This window comes from Aeromonas sp. SCS5 (assembly GCF_001887375.1).
GTDB classification, from domain to species: Bacteria; Pseudomonadota; Gammaproteobacteria; order Enterobacterales; family Aeromonadaceae; genus Aeromonas; species Aeromonas jandaei.
The window spans coordinates 27656-45875 of the sequence record NZ_LFCS01000001.1; the positions used below are offsets into that span (position 1 = coordinate 27656).

16 protein-coding genes and 1 tRNA gene are annotated in these 18220 nt (G+C 58.8%); 11 read left to right on the forward strand and 6 right to left on the reverse strand.

What is annotated here, in order from left to right; translation table 11 throughout:
* Window positions 1-50: 50 nt before the first annotated feature.
* Window positions 51-1403 carry an anaerobic C4-dicarboxylate transporter DcuC gene (gene dcuC, locus BS300_RS00150; protein WP_033115719.1) on the reverse strand — a complete coding sequence of 451 codons (1353 nt, stop codon included), beginning with the start codon at window positions 1401-1403 and terminating at the stop codon, window positions 51-53.
* Window positions 1404-1653: 250 nt separating this feature from the next.
* Between dcuC and BS300_RS00155 the strand changes: the two genes are divergently transcribed.
* Both BS300_RS00155 and BS300_RS00160 read left to right on the forward strand, forming a co-directional pair.
* Window positions 1654-2064, forward strand: a complete 411-nt coding sequence (locus BS300_RS00155; RefSeq protein ID WP_232097909.1) for a hypothetical protein — start codon at window positions 1654-1656, stop codon at window positions 2062-2064.
* Between the two features lie 182 nt (window positions 2065-2246).
* Entirely contained in the window at window positions 2247-2867 is a 621-nt protein-coding gene (locus BS300_RS00160) for a DUF922 domain-containing protein (RefSeq protein ID WP_071909950.1), read from the forward strand.
* A gap of 78 nt (window positions 2868-2945) precedes the next feature.
* Here the strand turns inward: BS300_RS00160 and mnmC are convergent, their stop codons facing one another.
* A complete protein-coding gene (mnmC, locus tag BS300_RS00165) occupies window positions 2946-4964 on the reverse strand; it encodes a bifunctional tRNA (5-methylaminomethyl-2-thiouridine)(34)-methyltransferase MnmD/FAD-dependent 5-carboxymethylaminomethyl-2-thiouridine(34) oxidoreductase MnmC (RefSeq protein ID WP_192849727.1) in 2019 nt (672 codons plus the stop codon).
* A gap of 90 nt (window positions 4965-5054) precedes the next feature.
* On the opposite strand from mnmC, the gene fabB reads away from it, so the two are divergent.
* Together fabB and BS300_RS21275 are read left to right on the forward strand one after the other, a co-directional pair.
* On the forward strand, window positions 5055-6266 hold the full coding sequence (gene fabB / locus BS300_RS00170; RefSeq protein ID WP_071909954.1) for a beta-ketoacyl-ACP synthase I: 1212 nt from the start codon (window positions 5055-5057) through the stop codon (window positions 6264-6266).
* 13 nt (window positions 6267-6279) lie between these two features.
* Window positions 6280-6786: a hypothetical protein gene (locus tag BS300_RS21275; protein WP_158025277.1), complete on the forward strand. Its 507-nt coding sequence runs from the start codon at window positions 6280-6282 to the stop codon at window positions 6784-6786.
* Between the two features lie 132 nt (window positions 6787-6918).
* Here the strand turns inward: BS300_RS21275 and BS300_RS00180 are convergent, their stop codons facing one another.
* Window positions 6919-8604 (reverse strand): aspartate:alanine antiporter, encoded by a 1686-nt coding sequence (locus BS300_RS00180; protein ID WP_033115819.1) that lies wholly within the window; start codon window positions 8602-8604, stop codon window positions 6919-6921.
* Window positions 8605-9366: 762 nt separating this feature from the next.
* Window positions 9367-9442, reverse strand: a tRNA-Asn gene (locus BS300_RS00185).
* Window positions 9443-9575: 133 nt separating this feature from the next.
* Here BS300_RS00185 and uvrB point away from each other — a divergent pair.
* The 3 genes from uvrB to BS300_RS00200 all read left to right on the forward strand — a co-directional run bounded on the left by uvrB (window position 9576) and on the right by BS300_RS00200 (window position 12669).
* Window positions 9576-11588 carry an excinuclease ABC subunit UvrB gene (gene uvrB, locus BS300_RS00190; RefSeq protein ID WP_071909958.1) on the forward strand — a complete coding sequence of 671 codons (2013 nt, stop codon included), beginning with the start codon at window positions 9576-9578 and terminating at the stop codon, window positions 11586-11588.
* Complete coding sequence (locus tag BS300_RS00195) at window positions 11585-11842, forward strand: DUF1232 domain-containing protein (RefSeq protein WP_071909960.1); 258 nt, start codon at window positions 11585-11587, stop codon at window positions 11840-11842. The genes uvrB and BS300_RS00195 overlap by 4 nt, the downstream gene beginning before the upstream one ends.
* A gap of 179 nt (window positions 11843-12021) precedes the next feature.
* Entirely contained in the window at window positions 12022-12669 is a 648-nt protein-coding gene (locus tag BS300_RS00200; RefSeq protein ID WP_033115822.1) for a DedA family protein, read from the forward strand.
* Window positions 12670-12752: 83 nt separating this feature from the next.
* Here the strand turns inward: BS300_RS00200 and dsbB are convergent, their stop codons facing one another.
* Both dsbB and nhaB read right to left on the reverse strand, forming a co-directional pair.
* Window positions 12753-13274 carry a disulfide bond formation protein DsbB gene (dsbB, locus tag BS300_RS00205; RefSeq protein WP_071909962.1) on the reverse strand — a complete coding sequence of 174 codons (522 nt, stop codon included), beginning with the start codon at window positions 13272-13274 and terminating at the stop codon, window positions 12753-12755.
* A 100-nt stretch (window positions 13275-13374) separates the two neighbouring features.
* Entirely contained in the window at window positions 13375-14955 is a 1581-nt protein-coding gene (gene nhaB / locus BS300_RS00210) for a sodium/proton antiporter NhaB (RefSeq protein WP_071909964.1), read from the reverse strand.
* Window positions 14956-15289: 334 nt separating this feature from the next.
* Between nhaB and fadR the strand changes: the two genes are divergently transcribed.
* The 4 genes from fadR (at window position 15290) to BS300_RS00230 (ending at window position 18072) form a co-directional block, all read left to right on the forward strand.
* Complete coding sequence (gene fadR / locus BS300_RS00215) at window positions 15290-16003, forward strand: fatty acid metabolism transcriptional regulator FadR (protein ID WP_033115828.1); 714 nt, start codon at window positions 15290-15292, stop codon at window positions 16001-16003.
* 298 nt (window positions 16004-16301) lie between these two features.
* The gene (locus tag BS300_RS00220) at window positions 16302-16442 is read left to right on the forward strand and encodes a TIGR02808 family protein (RefSeq protein ID WP_071909966.1); all 141 of its coding nucleotides are present in this window, start codon (window positions 16302-16304) and stop codon (window positions 16440-16442) included.
* A 175-nt stretch (window positions 16443-16617) separates the two neighbouring features.
* Complete coding sequence (locus tag BS300_RS00225; RefSeq protein ID WP_042030612.1) at window positions 16618-17175, forward strand: YaeQ family protein; 558 nt, start codon at window positions 16618-16620, stop codon at window positions 17173-17175.
* A 12-nt stretch (window positions 17176-17187) separates the two neighbouring features.
* Window positions 17188-18072, forward strand: a complete 885-nt coding sequence (locus BS300_RS00230; protein WP_071909968.1) for an AEC family transporter — start codon at window positions 17188-17190, stop codon at window positions 18070-18072.
* Window positions 18073-18220 lie beyond the last annotated feature (148 nt).

Sequence of the window (18220 nt, forward strand, 5' to 3'; positions counted from 1 at the left end):
GCAAAGGGGGGGAGAGATACCAGCCCGGCGCAGACCGGGCTGGTCAGCGATCAGGCCGGAACCATGATCTGGGTAGCGACGATCACCACCAGCAGGCCGACGGCCACTGGCAGCGAAGTGCGTTTGACCACTTCAAATGGCGAGAGTTTGCCCATCCCCGCACAGGCGACCACGACACCGGAGACCGGTGAAATGGTGCGGCCCAGGTTGGAGGCTTGCAGCATGGGGATCACCAGATAGGCCGGGTTGATGCCAAGGCTGGTGGCCAGATTGGGGATCAGCTCCACGAAGGCGTAGAAGGGGGCGTTGCCCGAGCCGGTCGTGAAAGCGGCCAGGGTGGTGATCACCACCAGTGACAGCATCATGATCATGCCACCAGAGCCCAGATCCTGGGCGTGGGCCAGCAGGGTGTCGATAAAGCCGATGGTCATCAGACCCTGAGCGAAGACACCAGCACCGACCAGCAGCATCACAACGCCGGCAAAGGCGTCGGCCATGTTGCGCCAGCAGACCTGCAGACCATCCAGCAGCTCCTTGCCGTTGCGCAGGCGTACCAGCTCCAGCAGGCTGGCCAGCACCATGCACATGACGATGATGGTGACGATATCGAGCTGCGGGCCCCATTTGCCGTCAAACACCAGCACCCCGATGATGGGGGTGAAGGGGAGAATGGCGTAGAAACCGGGCGCCGTGGTGATGAGGTCGCTCGGCGCCACTGGCTCGTTGTGCTCGCCGGACTTCTGATCAAGGTAGCGCTGCCAGAAGAAGTGGGTCACCGCCATGCAGGCGATGGCGACCAGCGAGATGGGCAGGGTCAGCTTGAAGGCAAAGTCCAGCAGCGGCATGTTGGCGGCCTGGGCGGCCATCACCACGTCACCCGAGGTAGGTGCCAGAATGATGGCGGCCGGTGAGGCGCACACGGCGGCTGCGGCACCACGGGAGATCCCCATGTTGACCATCAGCGGGAACAGGGTTGCCATCAGCAGCACGCCCAGACCGGTAGCGGAGCTGACCGCCAGCGACATGGCACAGGCCACCAGATAGGCGGCAACCAGCAGGATATAGGGGGATTTGATGATGCCGAGCGGTTTGCTGGCCAGCTTGACCAGAATGGTGTTGGCACCGATGTGGCTCATGTAGCCGGCGAAGCCGCACAGCACCATGATCAGCATCCCCAGTCCGCCGCCACGATCGTTGAGCAGGAAGCGGACATATTCGAAGATATCGGTGGCGATATAACCGGTGCTTGTCACCTTGCTCGGCAGCACCGGCTTGCCCATCAGGGCCGTGACGACCAGCAGCAGCAAGCCGCCGCTCAGCAACACGCCGGTCGCTGAGTATCCTTTGAAGATGGCGCGCCCGACCACCAGAGTGACCAGGGTGCCGATGATGAGTTCCAGCATCTATTCCATTCCATTAAACAAGAGGGGTTCGGAGTCTATTCCTATAGAGGTAATTTGGCGATATGAAACTCGATGCAGTGTGAACCTAATCAACGTTTGGCCAGTTTTGCAGAATTAAAGAAGGGTAAAGGTGCTTTACCCTGAATTCTTGACGTAATAGCCTTGCCGCCCTCAGGTTTTCTTTTGAGGCTTTTGTATGGTTTTTCGTCGTTTGTCAGGTGTTAAACGCTGGATATGGCTCCTTTGCTGGATGTTGCTGCCGCTGCCGGCCGTTGCCATGAAGAACGATGGATTCCATCAGACCGGCCCCCATCAGGCAGTCGCCATGCGGCGATTGATGGCAGCCCACTCCTACGGTGTAGTGGTGGTGGCCAAAGGGCAGATTCCCCGTTATGCCGCGCTGGCATCGCGCATGAGTGAGGGGGAGTGCATGAATCGCAATGGCATCCGGGTGGACGGTGTGGCGGTGCTGGTGATCCCCCGGTTCTATCCCGGGGAGGGAAAACGGGGGCTTTGCGAGCTGTGGCTGAAAGAGGGGGCAGATCAGGACTTTTTTGCCAACCGTCTTAAAAATGATCAGTTCATTCAGATAGATGGTCACGACATCAATGTGAAAAACTACCACCTCAACTGGCTGCGCATCAGTCGCTCTGCCCAATAAAAATACAGATTTGGCCTTGTGCCATACTCTGCTCACGGAACCTGTGAGCGGGCTCTGATTTCTGGTCCATCATTGTGTTGCGCCATATCTTTGGCACACATAGGCTATAGACGTTATCTGTGTGGCGGCGCGTTTCCCCAAGGTCGGTACTTCGCCCGTGCAATCAAGGAAGGTAGTCTGGCATGGTCAGCAAGTTCTATGGAGTGGTAGTGGGGGTTGCGGCGCTGCTGTTGCCCCAGGCGAGTCAGGCGCAGCCAATCAGGCCGCAAGTGGTCCCCGAGTCCCGTATCAATGTTCGTTTTTATGAGGTCAGTGCTGCCCAGTCAGATCAACTGGCTCGGGCCATCGCCCAGAGTGCCCCCAAGGTGAACGGCAAACCCGTGCTTGGCAAGGCGAGTTATCAGCTCGATTGGCAACTGGAGACCGATCAGCTGCAGGGGCTCTGTCAGCTGAGCAGAGTCACCGTCACCACCCGTGCAACGGTTGAGTTACCCCGCTGGCGCCAGAGTGAAAATAGTGGTGAAGGGAAGAACAACGCGGCTGATCCGGCGCGCCAGCGCTGGGCTCGCTTGCTGGCCAGCATGTTCGACTATGAGTCCCGCTTCAAGGAGATGGTTCAGCAAGGTGCCAATCAGGTTGGCGGCGCCATTGCTGGCTTGCCTGCTCACAGCGACTGTCAGGCACTGCGTTATGCCGCCTGGGCGGCGGGGCAGGGAGAGTTGGTGAAGATCCGCAGCCGGATTGCCGATTTTCAGCGACAAACCCGTTATGGCGAGCAACTTGGAGTCCACTGGCCCAAGTAGTCCGGCTAATCGAGATATACACATCACATAGAGAAAGGCCGCCCCTGTGGGCGGCCTTGTCGTTTCGGGGGGTTGGCATTATGCCAGCGCTTTGCCCTTGAGCAGCTTGCGTACCCAGTAGCGGGCCGGGTGGAGCGCTTCCAGCAGATCGGCTGCCAGCGGCAGCGGATCACCGCAGATCTCGCTGGCAAGCAGCTCGCCACAAAGCGGCGCCGAGCAGAGACCCCGTGAGCCCAGCGCCCCCAGCACATAGAGGCCGGGGTGGCACGGTAGGGGGGTGGCACCTTGCTGATCGGTGTGCAGCCCGGCGTAGTGATCCGCCAGGCTTGCCAATCTGGCGACTGGCCCCACTACCGGCAGGTGATCCCGACTGGCGCATCGCACGCCTACCCGAGCCTCATTGCCGCTGACATCCACCTCGCCGGGCCAGTTTTGCTCCGGCAGGCAGGCTTGCAGCCGCGCCTGGTTCTGGCGCTGCTCTTCAGCGCGAAACGCAAGATCGGTCTGGTTGCGGCCATAGCTGGCGCCGATGCAGTGGTGATCGTTATGGGCCGGAGTGAGGTAGCCATCGTAGCAGAGCACGGTATTGAGCCGGCTCAGGCTGGCTGAGGTCGGCACATGGCTCACCTGACCGCGCACCGGATAGAGCGGCAGCTGGGCAAAGGGGATGAGCGCAGGCAGCTTGTGTCCGGCGGCAACCACCAGATTGGGGGCTTGCCAGCGGTGTCCGTCACGGCTCTCGACCTGCCAGCCATCCACCTGTTCGGTAATGGCAACCACCTCGGTATTGAACACCACCTCAAGCAGGCCGCTGGCCTGGGCTTCTTTGATCGCGGCGCGTGTGAGATCTGCCGGGCAGAGCCAGCCGCCCAGCGGGTAGCTGACGCCGCTGTGGCCGCAGGGCAGGCCGACGACCTGTTCTACTTCCGCGGTCGAGAGGGATTGCATCAGCTCGGACGGGAAGGGGCCCTGACTCATTTTCGCCAGCTTGGCTGCCGATTTGTCGTCATAACCGAGCTGGGTTACCCCGCACAGGGCAAAGGCGACGGGATGACGCTCGGTCAGTGCCAGCAGGCGGTGGCGGGCATAGCCAAAGGCAAGCGAATAGAAACGCGACAGCGCATCGTGCTCGCCGTTAAGCAGTGGATAGAGGGCTCCCTGGCGGTTGCCTGAGGCGCCGTTGGCTGGCTCGTCATCTTCACAGAGCAGGGTCACCTTGCGGCCACGCTCTACCAGCGAGAGCGCCGTCATGGCCGAGGCGATGCCGCCACCGATGATCAGCACCTCGCCATCCCTGCCTGCCGGGCGTGCATACCAGGGGGCAATGGTCTGTTGCGGCTGCTTGTCGATGCGATCCCCCGCCAGCATCTCCCGCTTGCTACCGTGCCCTTTCACCTTCTTCATGGCAAAGCCCGCTGCAATCAGGCCGCGGCGCACGAAGCCGGCACAGGTGAAGGTGGCGATAGTGGCGGCAGGACGGGCAAGGCGAGCCAGACCGTCGAACAACGCCTGCGTCCACATCTCGGGGTTTTTGGCGGGGGAAAAACCATCCAGATACCAGGCATCCACCAGCCCCTCTGCGTGGTGGGGCAGTTGCGGCATCATGTCCTTGATATCGCCCAACCAGAGATCGAGCCGGATCCGGCCACTGGCAAAGATAAGGCGATGGCAGCCGGACACTGGAATGGGCCACTGTTCGATGAGGGCCTGGCTCAAGGAAGAGAGCTCGGGCCAGGCGGCCAGCGCCTTGCGCAGATCGCCCTGGGTCAGGGGGTATTTTTCGAAACTGATGAAGTGAAGGCGAGAGCCGTTACCGGTTTGGGGCGCCTGTTCAAGAAAGGCTGCCATTGTCGCCAGAAAGTTAAGACCTGTGCCGAAACCTGTCTCACCTATCACGAAAGTGTCACGATCGTGGTGCAAAAATCGCGCTGGCAGCCGGTTTTGCTGCAAAAAGACATAGCGCGTTTCAGCTAGACCGTTATCATTGGAAAAGTACACATCCCCGAACTCACTGGAGACTGGAGTTCCCGCCTCGTTCCAGTCCAATCGGGCATGATGTAAGGATGTTTGACTCACGTTTTCCTCGGCTCGCGTCACAAAAACGCGGGCATTCTACGTGAAAGCAGACCAGTTTGGCAGCCGAAAGCGGGTAGACTTGGCGCCAGTTTTTCCAGACGAGATGAATTAATGAGAAGAGCAGTGATCACCGGTATCGGCGTCATCTCCAGTATCGGCAACAACAAGGAAGAAGTGCTGGCCTCCCTGAAAGCAGGTAAATCCGGCATCACCTATTCCGAGCAGTTCGAGCAGCACAACCTGCGCAGCCGTGTCTGGGGTAATATCAAACTCGAGCCGTCTGAACTGATCGACCGTAAAGTCATGCGTTTCATGGGTGACGCTGCGGCCTACGCCTACCTCTCCATGCAGCAGGCCATTGAAGATGCCGGTCTGGTGCAAGAGCAGGTCTCCAACGAGCGTACCGGCCTGGTGGTCGGTTCAGGTGGTGCTTCCGGCAAGAACACCTCGGAGTCTGTGGACATCGCCCGTGAGAAAGGGGTCAAGCGTGTGGGCCCTTACATGGTGCCGCGCACCATGTCTTCCACCACCTCTGCCTGTCTGGCGACCCCGTACCAGATCAAGGGGGTCAACTACTCCATCAGCTCCGCCTGCGCAACCTCTGCTCACTGCATCGGTCACGCGCTGGAGCTGATCCAGCTTGGCAAACAGGATGTGGTCTTCGCTGGTGGCGGCGAGGAGCTGGACTGGTCCTCTACCATCCAGTTTGACGCCATGGGCGCGCTCTCTACCAAGTACAACGACACGCCGGAAAAAGCCTCCCGTACCTATGATGCGAACCGCGATGGTTTCGTTATCTCCGGTGGCGGCGGCATCCTGGTGGTTGAGGAGCTGGAACATGCTCTGGCCCGTGGTGCTCACATCTATGCCGAGCTGACCGGATACGGTGCTACTTCTGATGGCTACGACATGGTTGCCCCGAGTGGCGAAGGCGCTGTGCGTTGCATGAAGATGGCGATGCAGGGTGTCGGCAAGGTTGATTACATCAACACCCACGGTACCTCCACCCCGGTTGGCGATACCAAGGAGCTGGAAGCCATCCAGACTCTGTTTGGCGCCAACGGCCCCAAGATCTCCGCCACCAAGGCGATGACCGGTCATGCACTGGGCGCTGCCGGCGTGCACGAGGCTGTCTACTCCCTGCTGATGATGGAACACGGCTTTATCGCCCCCAGCATCAACATCGAGACTCTGGACGAGAAAGCGGAAGGTCTGCCCATCGTGCGCGAGTACGAAGAGGCCGAGCTCAACACCGTCATGTCCAACAGCTTCGGCTTTGGCGGTACCAACGCCTCCCTGGTGTTCAGCAAGTTCAAAGCCTGATCATCCGGTTGATATGAAAAAAGCGCCTCAGGGCGCTTTTTTTGTTTCCGTGATCTGCCATCACTCATTGCAGAGCAGAGCAGAGCAGAGCAGAGCAGAGCAGAGCAGAGCAGAGCAGAGCAGAGCAGAGCAGAGCAGAGCAGAGCAGAGCAGAGCAGAGCAGAGCAGAGCAGAGCAGAGCAGAGCAGAGCAGAGCAGAGCAGAGCAGAGCAGAGCAGAGCAGAGCAGAGCAGAGCAGAGCAGAGCAGAGCAGAGCAGAGCAGAGCAGAGCAGAGCAGAGCAGAGCAGAGCAGAGCAGAGCAGAGCAGAGCAGAGCAGAGCAGAGCAGAGCAGAGCAGAGCAGAGCAGAGCAGAGCAGAGCAGAGCAGAGCAGAGCAGAGCAGAGCAGAGCAGAGCAGAGCAGAGCAGAGCAGAGCAGAGCAGAGCAGAGCAGAGCAGAGCAGAGCAGAGCAGAGCAGAGCAGAGCAGAGCAGAGCAGAGCAGAGCAGAGCAGAGCAGAGCGTCAACCATTGTAGGATAGGGGGCAGACAGCGTAGATGGTTGGAGTCAGGTGAGATCACACCAATGAGCCTGCTCCGCGTCTTGGGAGAAAATCAGATAGCAAGAAGGGAGCCTGAGGCTCCCTTCTTTGTTAGCGGTAACATGATGGCTGCTAGAACCAGAAGCCGATGATAAAGGAGCCTGCCAGCGTCAGCATCACGTTGGCCACCGCATAGGTTCCTGCGTAGCCAAGCGCCGGAATGGAGCTGTTGGCGGCCTCGTTGACCACATCCATGGCGGGGGCGCAGGTACGGGCACCTGTGATGGCGCCAAGCAGCAGCGCCGGGTTCATCTTCAATACCCAGACCCCGAACAGGTAGCCGACAAGTACCGGCAGGGTGGTGACCAGCATACCGGAGAAGAGTACCACGGCACCCACTTCGCTCAGGTGATCCAGAATGCCGCCACCCGCCTTGAGACCGGTGCTCACCATAAAGACCGCCAGACCAAGATCCTTGGCCAGTCGCAGGGCGCCCGGGGGCACGTAGCCGACCGTAGGGTGGTTGGCCCGCAGATACCCCATCAGAATGCCTGCCAGCAGCAGACCGACCGCGTTGCCGAGGCCAAATTCAATCTGGCCGAACACCAGCGAGACGGAACCGATCAGCAGCCCCAGCACGAAGAAGGTGGTGAAGGCCACCAGATCCGTGGTCTGGCTGTGGATACTGATAAAGCCGATCTTGTTGGCCAGCAGTTTTACCCGCTGTTTTTCGCCGCTGATCTGAAGCACGTCGCCTTTTTGCAGCATGATGTTGCGATCGAACGGCATCTCGATTTGGGAACGCACCACCCGGTTGAGGAAGCACCCCTTCTCGGTCAGGTTGAGTTCCACCAGATGACGACCCACCACGGAGTCGTTCTTTACCACGATCTCTTCGGTGACGATCTGCAGGTCGAGCAGGTTGCGATCAAACACCTCTTTACCGTTGCGGTAGTTGACGTCCAGCTTCTCGTGGCTTTCGGGATAGCCCACCAGCGCGATCTCGTCCCCTTCCTGAATGACGGCATCGCCATCGGGACTGGCGAGAATGCCGTTGCGGCGGATCCGCTCCACATAGCAGCCGGTGTGGGGATAGATGCCGGTCTCACGCAGGGTGCGGCCGCCAATCCATGCTGCCAGCTCGGGGCCAACCCGATAGGCGCGGATGATGGGCAGGTAGGTCTTGCGACTGTCGCTGTCGGAGAGACCCCGCTCACGGGCAATTTTTTGCGCCTCGGTGTTGAGATCGAGCCGTGCCAGCGACGGCAGGTAGCGCACTACCAGCATCAGGCCGACCAGACCCACCAGATAGGTCAGGGCGTAGCCGATGCCCATGTTGTCGAGCACCGCCTGCATATCGGTCTGATGGGGCAGGTTGAGCAGGCCACTGCGCAGGGCATCCTGGGCACCGACCAGCGCAGGGGTCGAGGTGAGCGATCCCGCCAGAATGCCAGCCGCCATCCCGGGCCCCAGATTGAAGAACTTGGCCAGCCCTACCGTCAGGAAGAGAGCGGTCAGCAGGATCACCAGGGTCAGGGTGATGTAGTGGATGCCATCGCGCAGGAAGACGCTGAAGAAGTGGGGCCCGGCTTCGATCCCCACGCAGAAGATGAAGAGCATGAAGCCGACATTCTCGGTCGTGGCGGTGAACTCGAAGCCCATCTGGCCAAACAGCAGGGCGGTAAACAGCACACCTATGGTGTTGCCAATCTGAAAGTTGCCAATCCGTACCTTGCCAAGCAGCAGGCCAAAAGCCAGCACCACGAAGAGCAGCAGGGAGTCGCTTTGATGTAGCAGTGTCACAAAGTCTATGGTCATGCCCGGAAAAACCGAGGAAAAAAGTGGGGCCGATATTGTGCCGGATCTATCCCCAATAAAGAAGCGCAAGGGGCCGATTAATCGAAAGGGATCTCGCACTATTTCGAGGCGATAGGGGGGCAAGGGGGAAAAAGAGGGAGCTTATTGCTGTGCCCCCCAGTGTCAATTAGTGAAAAATGCTGGTGGCCTCGCTTGGGGGATGGCAGAGGTAAAAACTTTAGATTCTGCTGCCACAACGCTTGATCGAGATCAGTTTCAGAAGATTCAACCAGCGGGATCAGAGGGTGGGCACGAGGTGAAACAGGGGATGATTTGCCTGTTCGCCCAGCCTGACTGGCCTGGCAAAAAGATATCTCGAGAAAGGTTCAAAAGACCCCTTTTGCGCCACTGACCAGAGATGCGTAAAAACAGCATAAAATCAGGTTTCGTTGCAAAACCGCTCCTGAAAAGCCGGGGTTGCCAGCTATCCCGCGTCCCGACAGGGATTGCGGCAGTTACCCACAGAATCTGTGGATAACCCTGTTTATGAATCTTGTTCATCGGCCGGAAAGCCGCGTCACGACTGGGCTGCAAGTGCTGTTCAAAAAATACCGCAGAAAAAAACTTGCTATAAAAATCAAATAGTTAGATATGGCAGAAGAAAACTCTGCTAGGGGGAGCGCGGGAGGAAACGGGAAACGGATCCGCAAACGGGATCTTGTGCATTAAAAAAAGCTGGGGAGGGCACTAAAGTGGATAACTTGCACCGATATGGTGAGGAATTGGCTCCCCCGACTGGACTTGAACCAGTGACATACGGATTAACAGTCCGCCGTTCTACCGACTGAACTACGGGGGAACATCAGGCAAGGAGGGGCATCATACAGAAGGCGCCGGAGAGGGTCAAGCCGTTCGCGCCACCGCAAGCGAGTGTACCGCCGGGAAGCACTCGGTTACACTGCGCTACTTGCTGTTTTGTGTCGGGAGTCTTCATGAGCAAACTGTTCAAACTAGCCAGCCAGTTTCAACCCGCCGGGGATCAGCCCGCTGCAATAGCCAGGCTGCTCGATGGCATCGAGTCAGGGCTGGCCCACCAGACCCTGCTCGGGGTGACCGGTTCAGGCAAGACCTTCACCATGGCCAACGTCATCGCCACCCTCAATCGCCCGACCATGATTTTGGCCCCCAACAAGACCTTGGCCGCCCAGCTCTACGGCGAGATGAAGGAGTTCTTCCCCGACAATGCGGTGGAGTATTTCGTCTCCTATTACGACTACTACCAGCCCGAAGCCTATGTGCCGACCACCGATACCTTCATCGAGAAGGATGCCTCCATCAACGATCACATCGAGCAGATGCGATTGTCGGCCACCAAGGCGCTGCTGGAGCGGCGCGACGTGGTGATCGTCGCCTCGGTGTCGGCCATCTATGGTCTGGGGGATCCGCAGGCCTACCTCAGCATGATGCTGCATCTGAAAGTGGGGGATGTGATCAACCAGCGGGATATCCTGCGCCGGCTCGCCGAGCTGCAGTACACCCGCAACGACATGGCTTTCCAGCGTGGCACCTTCCGGGTACGCGGCGAGGTGATCGACATCTACCCCGCCGAATCGGACAAGCTTGCCCTGCGGGTAGAGCTGTTTGATGAAGAGGTGGAGCGCCTCTCCCTCTTCGACCCGCTGACCGGCGCCATTGAGCAGACGGTGGTGCGCTACACCATCTATCCCAAGACCCACTATGCCACCCCGCGCGAGACCATCCTCGGCGCCATCGAGCACATCAAGGAGGAGCTCAGAGGGCGTCGCGAACAGCTGATGTCACTCAACAAGCTGGTGGAGGAGCAGCGCATCAGCCAGCGTACCCAGTTCGACATGGAGATGATGCAGGAGCTGGGTTACTGCTCCGGCATCGAGAACTACAGTCGCTACCTCTCCGGCCGCGCGCCGGGGGAGCCGCCGCCCACCCTGTTTGACTACCTGCCGGGGGATGGCCTGCTCATCATCGATGAATCCCACGTAACCGTGCCGCAGATCGGCGCCATGTTCAAAGGGGACCGCTCCCGCAAGGAGACTCTGGTGGAGTACGGTTTCCGGCTTCCCTCGGCGCTCGACAACCGGCCGCTCAAGTTCGATGAATTTGAGGCGCTGATGCCGCAGACGGTGTTTGTCTCGGCGACCCCCGGCCCCTACGAGCTGGAGAAATCCGGTGGCGATGTGGTGCAGCAGGTGGTGCGTCCCACCGGCCTGCTCGATCCCGAGGTGGAAGTACGGCCAGTCAGCACCCAGGTGGACGATCTGCTCTCCGAGATCCGCAAGCGGGTTGCCGTGGAGGAGCGGGTGCTGGTCACCACCCTGACCAAGCGAATGGCTGAGGATCTGACCGAATATCTGGCGGAGCACGACGTCAAGGTGCGCTACCTCCACTCCGACATCGATACCGTGGAGCGGGTGGAGATCATCCGTGATTTGCGTCTCGGCAAGTTTGACGTGCTGGTGGGGATCAACCTGTTGCGGGAAGGTCTCGACATGCCGGAAGTGTCGCTGGTGGCGATTCTCGATGCGGATAAAGAGGGCTTTCTGCGCTCCACCCGTTCGCTGATCCAGACCATAGGCCGGGCGGCGCGCAACCTCAACGGCAAGGTCATCCTCTACGGCGATACCATTACCAACTCCATGCAGGTGGCGATTGAAGAGACCGAGCGGCGCCGTGCCCTGCAGCATGCCCACAACCTCAAGCACGGCATCGTGCCCAAAGGGCTCAACAAGTCGGTGGGGGATGTGATGGACATGGGGGGAAGCCGTCCCACCGGCAAACCGGGCAAAGGGAGCCGCAAGGCCGCCGAACCGCAAGGGGAGTACCATGCCCGCTCTGCCAGCGAGATTGCCAAAGAGATCAAACGGATGGAGGAGCAGATGTTCCAGCATGCGCGGGATCTGGAGTTCGAGCAGGCGGCCGCACTGCGGGATCAGATCCAGCGGTTGCGCAGCGAGCTGATAGAGTCATGAGCACCAGACGCGGATTGCTCTGGCGGCGAGTACGCCGCCTCTATCAGGGCTTTCGCCATCCCGGTACCCCCTGGTGGGCCAAGGGGCTGGTGATCCTTATCCTGCTTTACGGCATCAGTCCGGTAGATCTGGTGCCGGACATGATCCCGCTTTTTGGCTGGCTCGACGATGCGACCCTGCTGCTAATTCTGCTGTGGGGTTGGGAGCGTTGCCTGCCGCAGCAGGTGCGCCACGAGCTGGAGGTAAAGCAGTAAGTCACACTCTCTGTCACCATTTTCCCGCTTGCTGGATAAGTCAGGGCGGGCGGTTCAGCAGGAAAAACGGTTTCATTTGGCTGAGGGGTTAGCTGGCTTAAAAAGAGGCCGGCCCAGCGATTGTGGGCCGACTGGCATTGGCGTAGACTCCACGCCGTTCACTTTACGAGTATGGAAAAATGGATCTGATCCTCTTTGCAATCGACTTTATTCTGCACGTTGACGTGCATTTGAAAGAGCTGTTTGAAAACTACGGCATCTGGGTTTACGCCATCCTGTTTCTCATCATCTTCTGCGAGACCGGACTGGTGGTGACCCCCTTCCTGCCGGGTGACTCCCTGCTGTTTGCTGCCGGTGCGCTCACCGTGGGCAGCGTGCTGGATGTCCATACCCTGGCGGCCGTGCTGATCATCGCGGCAGTGCTGGGCAACGTGGTCAACTACACCATAGGTCACTTCTTTGGCGAGCAGCTGTTCCGCAACCCGGATTCAAAAATCTTCCGCCGCGACTATCTGGAGAAGACCCACGCCTTCTATGCCAAACATGGTGGCAAGACCATCATCATTACCCGCTTCCTGCCCATCGTGCGTACCTTCGCCCCCTTCGTGGCCGGCATGGGTGCCATGACCTATCCGCGCTTCCTCGCCTTCAATCTGGTTGGTGGTCTGCTGTGGGTGTTGTCGTTTGTCTATGCGGGCCACTTCTTTGGCAACCTGCCGGTGGTGCGCCAGAACTTTACCCTGCTTATCTTCGGCATCATCGGCATCTCGCTGCTGCCAATGGTCATCGGGGCGATCAAGGCCAAGATGGGCGCCGCCAAGGCGTAACCAGCGGTCAGAAAGCATGAGAAAGGGGGAGCCATAATGGCTCCCCCTTTTTGTTGTTAACGATCTCTACGTCCACGCAAACGTCAGCTGCAGCAGCGTCCTTTCACCAGATTGCCGATGGCTACTACCACGAAAACCAGCAGATAGGCTGCGAAGATGGCGACCAGCCATTGGGGCATGGAGAAGTCGAAGAAACGCCAGCTGATCTCGGCGCAATCGCCGTCCGGGAAGAAGAGCCAGGGGATCCACTGATCGAGGGGGGCCCAGCTAGGGAAGTCGGCAAACGGGCTGCAGACGTTGAACGGGGAGGGGTTCATCTGATAGTCGACGTGCTTGAGGGCCAGCTGGAAGCCACGGAAGGCGCTGTATCCCCACAGCAGCATGGCGCTCCAGCGCAGATACCACTTCTGCGGAGCGATGAGACCAACAAGACCGGCCGTGAGCACACCCAGGGTGGCGAGCCGTTCGTAGACGCACATGACGCAGGGGTGAAGCCCGAGCACATGCTGGAAGAAGAGGGCACACAGCTCAAGGAACAGAGCGGAGGCAGCGAGCAGCCCCCACGCCAGTCGATTGGCTGCCAAACGGCGCAGAAACTCGATCATCTGATTGATCTCTCTGAAAAAAATAGTGGCTGAATTAGAGCAGAGCGGACAGCAAAAGAAAAGGGTCCGCAGGGACCCTTCTCGATTAGGCACAATGAGTTCAGTGGAGTGCGGGCGCCACGGCGGCAGCACCCTCTGACAGCACCAGCCATCCCTGCTGATAGAACCACTGGGTGGCGGGGCCGAGCAGCAGCTCGACCGCAAAGAAGCCGACCAGTCCCAGCACCAGGGTGTAGGGCAGCGCCATCCACACCATGCGACCGTAGGAGAGGCGCAGCAGCGGCGCCAGCGCCGAGGTCAGCATGAAGAGGAAGGCGGCCTGACCGTTGGGGGTGGCGACTGACGGCAGGTTGGTGCCGGTGTTGATGGCCACGGCCAGCAGATCGAACTGCTCGCGACTGATGGCGCCGTTGAGCAGGGCGGTCTTCACCTCGTTGATATAGACAGTGCCGACAAAGACGTTGTCACTGACCATGGAGAGCAGACCGTTGGCCATATAGAAGAGGGCCAGCTGCTGCTCGGGGTCGGCCGAGAGTACCCACTGGATCACCGGTTTGAACAGCTGTTGATCGATGATCACCGCCACCACGCTGAAGAAGACCGCCAGCAGTGCGGTGAAGGGCAGTGCCTCTTCAAACGCCTTGCCCAGCGCATGCTCTTCGGTGATGCCGGTGAGCGAGGTGGCCAGCACGATGACCGAGAGGCCGATGAGGCCTACCGCCGCCAGATGAAGGGCGAGACCGATGATGAGCCAGATGGCGATCAGCGCCTGGACAATCAGCTTGGCCTTGTCCTGCGGGCTGCGCTTCGCCTCTTCGTAGCGGTTGTACTCCTCCATGATGGCGCGCACGTTGTCCGGCAGCAGGGTGCCGTAACCAAACCAGCGGAAACGCTCGACCACCACGCAGGTCAGCAGACCGCAGATAAAGACGGGGAGGGTGACGGGGGCCATGCGCACCGCAAACTCGCCAAAGTGCCAGCCCGCCTGCTCGCCGATGATGAGGTTCTGCGGCTCGCCCACCAGGGTGCAGACGCCACCCAGGGCGGTACCGATGGCGGCATGCATCATCAGGCTGCGCAAAAAGGCGCGGAAGTTGTCGAGATCCTGACGGTTGAGTTCGGGCACCTCCTGATCCTGGGTATGGTCGTGGGGATTGCCGAACTCCTTGCCGGAGGAGACCTTGTGGTAGATGGCGTAGAAGCCGGTTGCCACGCTGATCACCACTGCAATCACGGTCAGGGCGTCGAGAAACGCCGACAGGAAGGCGGAGACCAGACAGAAGGAGAGGGAGAGCAGGATCTTGGAGCGCACCCCGATCAGCAGCTTGGTAAAGACGAAAAGCAACAACTGCTTCATGAAGTAGATGCCGGCCACCATAAAGACCAGCAACAGCAGCACTTCGATGTTGGCGACCAGCTCGTGTTTGACCTGTTCGGCAGAGGTCATGCCGATGAGCACCGCCTCGATGGCCAGCAGACCGCCGGGTTGCAGGGGGTAGCACTTGAGGGCCATGGCAAGGGTGAAGATAAATTCCACCACCAGTAACCAGCCCGCGCTGAAGGGGTCGAGATAGAAGGCGATCGGATTGATCACCAGAAACAGCAGAATGGCGCTTTTATACCAGTGTGGGGCATTGCCGAGGAAGTTCTTGGCAAATGCCTGCCCGAGGCTTATTGGCATGATGTTGGGTCTCTGGGTTGTTGTTGGGATCTTGCATCCATGCAGTCAATGATGGAGCGACCAGTACGTCCGGATGTTGACCTTTCACGAGTTGATGTCACGTGATTTTAATCAAAAAGCGGGCCGATTATAAATAAGAGCAGGCCGGAAGCGGTCTTGATGGTGGTTTAATAACCACACATTGAGCGGCTTCCCACTACAAGGGATGTGATTGAATACAAGTTATCAACAATATTTGTCCCGATGTGAGCAGAGGACTGACCTTCTGCTTGCCAGCCATCATCGCTTTGATATCATTCGTCAGCCTTTTTACGCATTACAACAGAGTCAATTCATGGTTATAAAAGCGCAGAGCCCTGCAGGGTTTGCCGAGGAATACATCATCGAGTCCATCTGGAACAATCGCTTTCCTCCCGGATCCATTCTGCCCGCCGAGCGTGAGTTGTCCGAGTTGATCGGGGTGACGCGGACGACCTTGCGTGAAGTGCTGCAGCGACTGGCCCGTGATGGCTGGCTGACCATCCAGCATGGCAAACCGACCAAGGTGAACAACTTCTGGGAAACCTCGGGTCTCAATATTCTGGAGACGCTGGCTCGTCTCGATCAGGACAAGGTGCCGGATCTGATAGCCCAATTGCTCTCTGCCCGTACCCACATCTGCACCATCTTTATTCGCGGGGCGATCCGTCACAATCCGGAGCAGGCCGCCGAGATCCTGCGTGGCGCTGATGGGGTCGAGAACAATCCACAGGCTTATGCCGAGTTCGATTATCGCCTGCATCACCAGCTGGCATTTGCTTCCGGCAATCCGATCTACGCGCTGATCCTGAACGGTTTTAAAGGGTTGTATAGCCGGGTCGGTAGCTACTATTTCTCCGACAAGCAGGCCCGCGAGACCGCAGATGCCTACTACAAGACGCTGCTTGGTCTGGCCGAGACCAAAAACCATGAAGCCGTCTTTATGACAGTGCGTCAGTACGGTATCGAGTCAGGCAAACTCTGGACCCGCTTGCGTCAGGATATGCCCAACGATCTGTGTGACAACTGATCGTCAGCCGGACATTCAAAAACGCGCCACCGGGCGCGTTTTTTTATGCCATTGAGTCACGCTGCCGGTCGTTTTACGTCACAAGACGTGCAGAGGCAGGGCTGGCCCGATAATGGCCATCTAATCGCTTGATCTGGATGGATATTCGGCCGAAAAAGTTGATCCAGCTCAAATGCACCCTGCATTTATTACTTTGGTGGCATTGGACTCATACTCACATTGAGGTCAAATGGCCTCACGAGAGCGGAGCCTACATCCGCCAAAAGGAACACACCTTTCACTGGATGAAGGACACACAATGAGTCTTCTTGAACACACCATCTGGACTGTGCTGGGATACGGGGCCATGCCCTTTATCTTTCTGAGCGGATTCGTAGCCGTGGCAGTCACCTGCTGTGCGCTGCTCAATGCGTTCGGAGTCCAGTCCGCCGAGAAGTGAGTCGCTTCTTGATACCGCCAAATGCCAGTCTTCGGACTGGCATTTGTTTTTTCTGTCTTTTAAAGCACTTAAATCCAGGCCTGGGGGCAGAAAGGTTCGAACCTGCCACTGATTTTGATTACACTGACGGCCATATTTTCTACCCCCACTTGTCACAGGGTATTCAAGGTTTTCTATGGCTCTCAAGGCAACCGTATTCAAGGCCCAGATCAGCTTGTCTGATATGGATCGCAACCTCTATCAGGATTTCTCCCTCACACTGGCGCGCCACCCCTCCGAAACCGACGAACGGATGATGATCCGGCTGGCGGCTTTTGCCTGGCATGCTGCCGAGCGGCTGGAGTTCACCAAGGGGCTCAGCGCCGATGACGAACCCGAGCTCTGGCGCAAGAACTACTCGGACGAGATCGAGCTCTGGATTGAGCTGGGTCAGCCCGATGAGAAGCGGCTGAAAAAGGCCTGCAACCGCGCCCGTGAAGTGGTGCTCTATCTCTATGGCGGCCGCGGCACCAGCGTCTGGTGGAAGCAGAATCAGGGCAAGCTTGGCCTGCACGACAACCTCAGCATCATCGAGCTCTCCGAGAGCCAGACCCTGCCGCTTACCGAGATGGTGGAGCGCACCATGCAGCTCACCTGCACCATCTCGGAAGGACAGCTCTGGATCAGTAATGGCAGCAAAGAGGTAACCCTCGATCCGCAACTACTGATGGGCAAGCCTGCCCGCGAACTGTAACAGGAGCTCCCTGTGCTCGGCGCCCTGCTCAATATCGTCATCCCCGTGTTTGCTGTGGTCGGGCTTGGCGCTCTTTATGGCCGATTGCGGCCAGAGGCTGCGCTCGGTTATGTCAATCGTGCCAATATCGAGCTGTTTACCCCGGCGCTGGTTTTCTCCGCCCTGGTCAAGTATCCGCTGGCGCTGGGGGAGCATCTGCCGCTCATCGCGGCCGGCGCGATGGTGATCCTGCTGCCCGGTCTGCTGCTCACGCTACTCAGGCTCAAGGGGATTGAACGGGCGGCGCTCATTTTGCCCGCCATGTTCCGCAATACCGGCAACCTCGGCATTCCCCTGATGGTGCTGGCCTTTGGCGAGCAGCAGCTGGGGGCCATCGTTATCCTCTTTGTGCTCTCCAACCTGCTGCACTTCTCGGTCGGTATGTTTATCCTCTCGGCCAACACCTCCCGCTGGCTCTGGCTGCGCAGTCCGGTGCTCTGGGCCGCGCTGGCCGGATTGCTGGTAGCCAATCTGCATATCGCGCTGCCGGAGTATGTGGTGACCACCGCCTCGCTGGTCGGGCAGATCTCGGTGCCGCTGATGCTCTTTGCGTTGGGAATTAGATTGACGGAAGGGGAGCTGGATCATCTGGGGCTGGCGCTCAAATGCAACTTGCTCTATTTGCTGGCGGGCGGTCTGTCTCTGCTGCTCGCGATATGGTTGTTGCCTCTCAAGGGGGAGTGGATCCCGCTCCTGATGTTGTCGGTCTCCCTGCCGCCTGCGGTGCTTAATTACATGCTTTGCGAGCAGTACCACTGTCAGCCGGAGAAGGTGGCCAGTATCGTGCTCGGCGGCAATGCTCTCTCGGTGGTGGTGATCCCGCTGTCAGTCTGGCTGGCGCTTCACCTGCCGACCTGATCTTGCTCACATCTTCTATATTTTTGTTTTTGTTGGTTTTTATCTTCATCTTTGTGCTCATTATCCCCGTCATTCATTTTCCCTTTTCGTGATCCCCCCCGAAGTTGTGCTGGCGGATATCCCTTAGTATCTGGCCAGCATGGCTCCC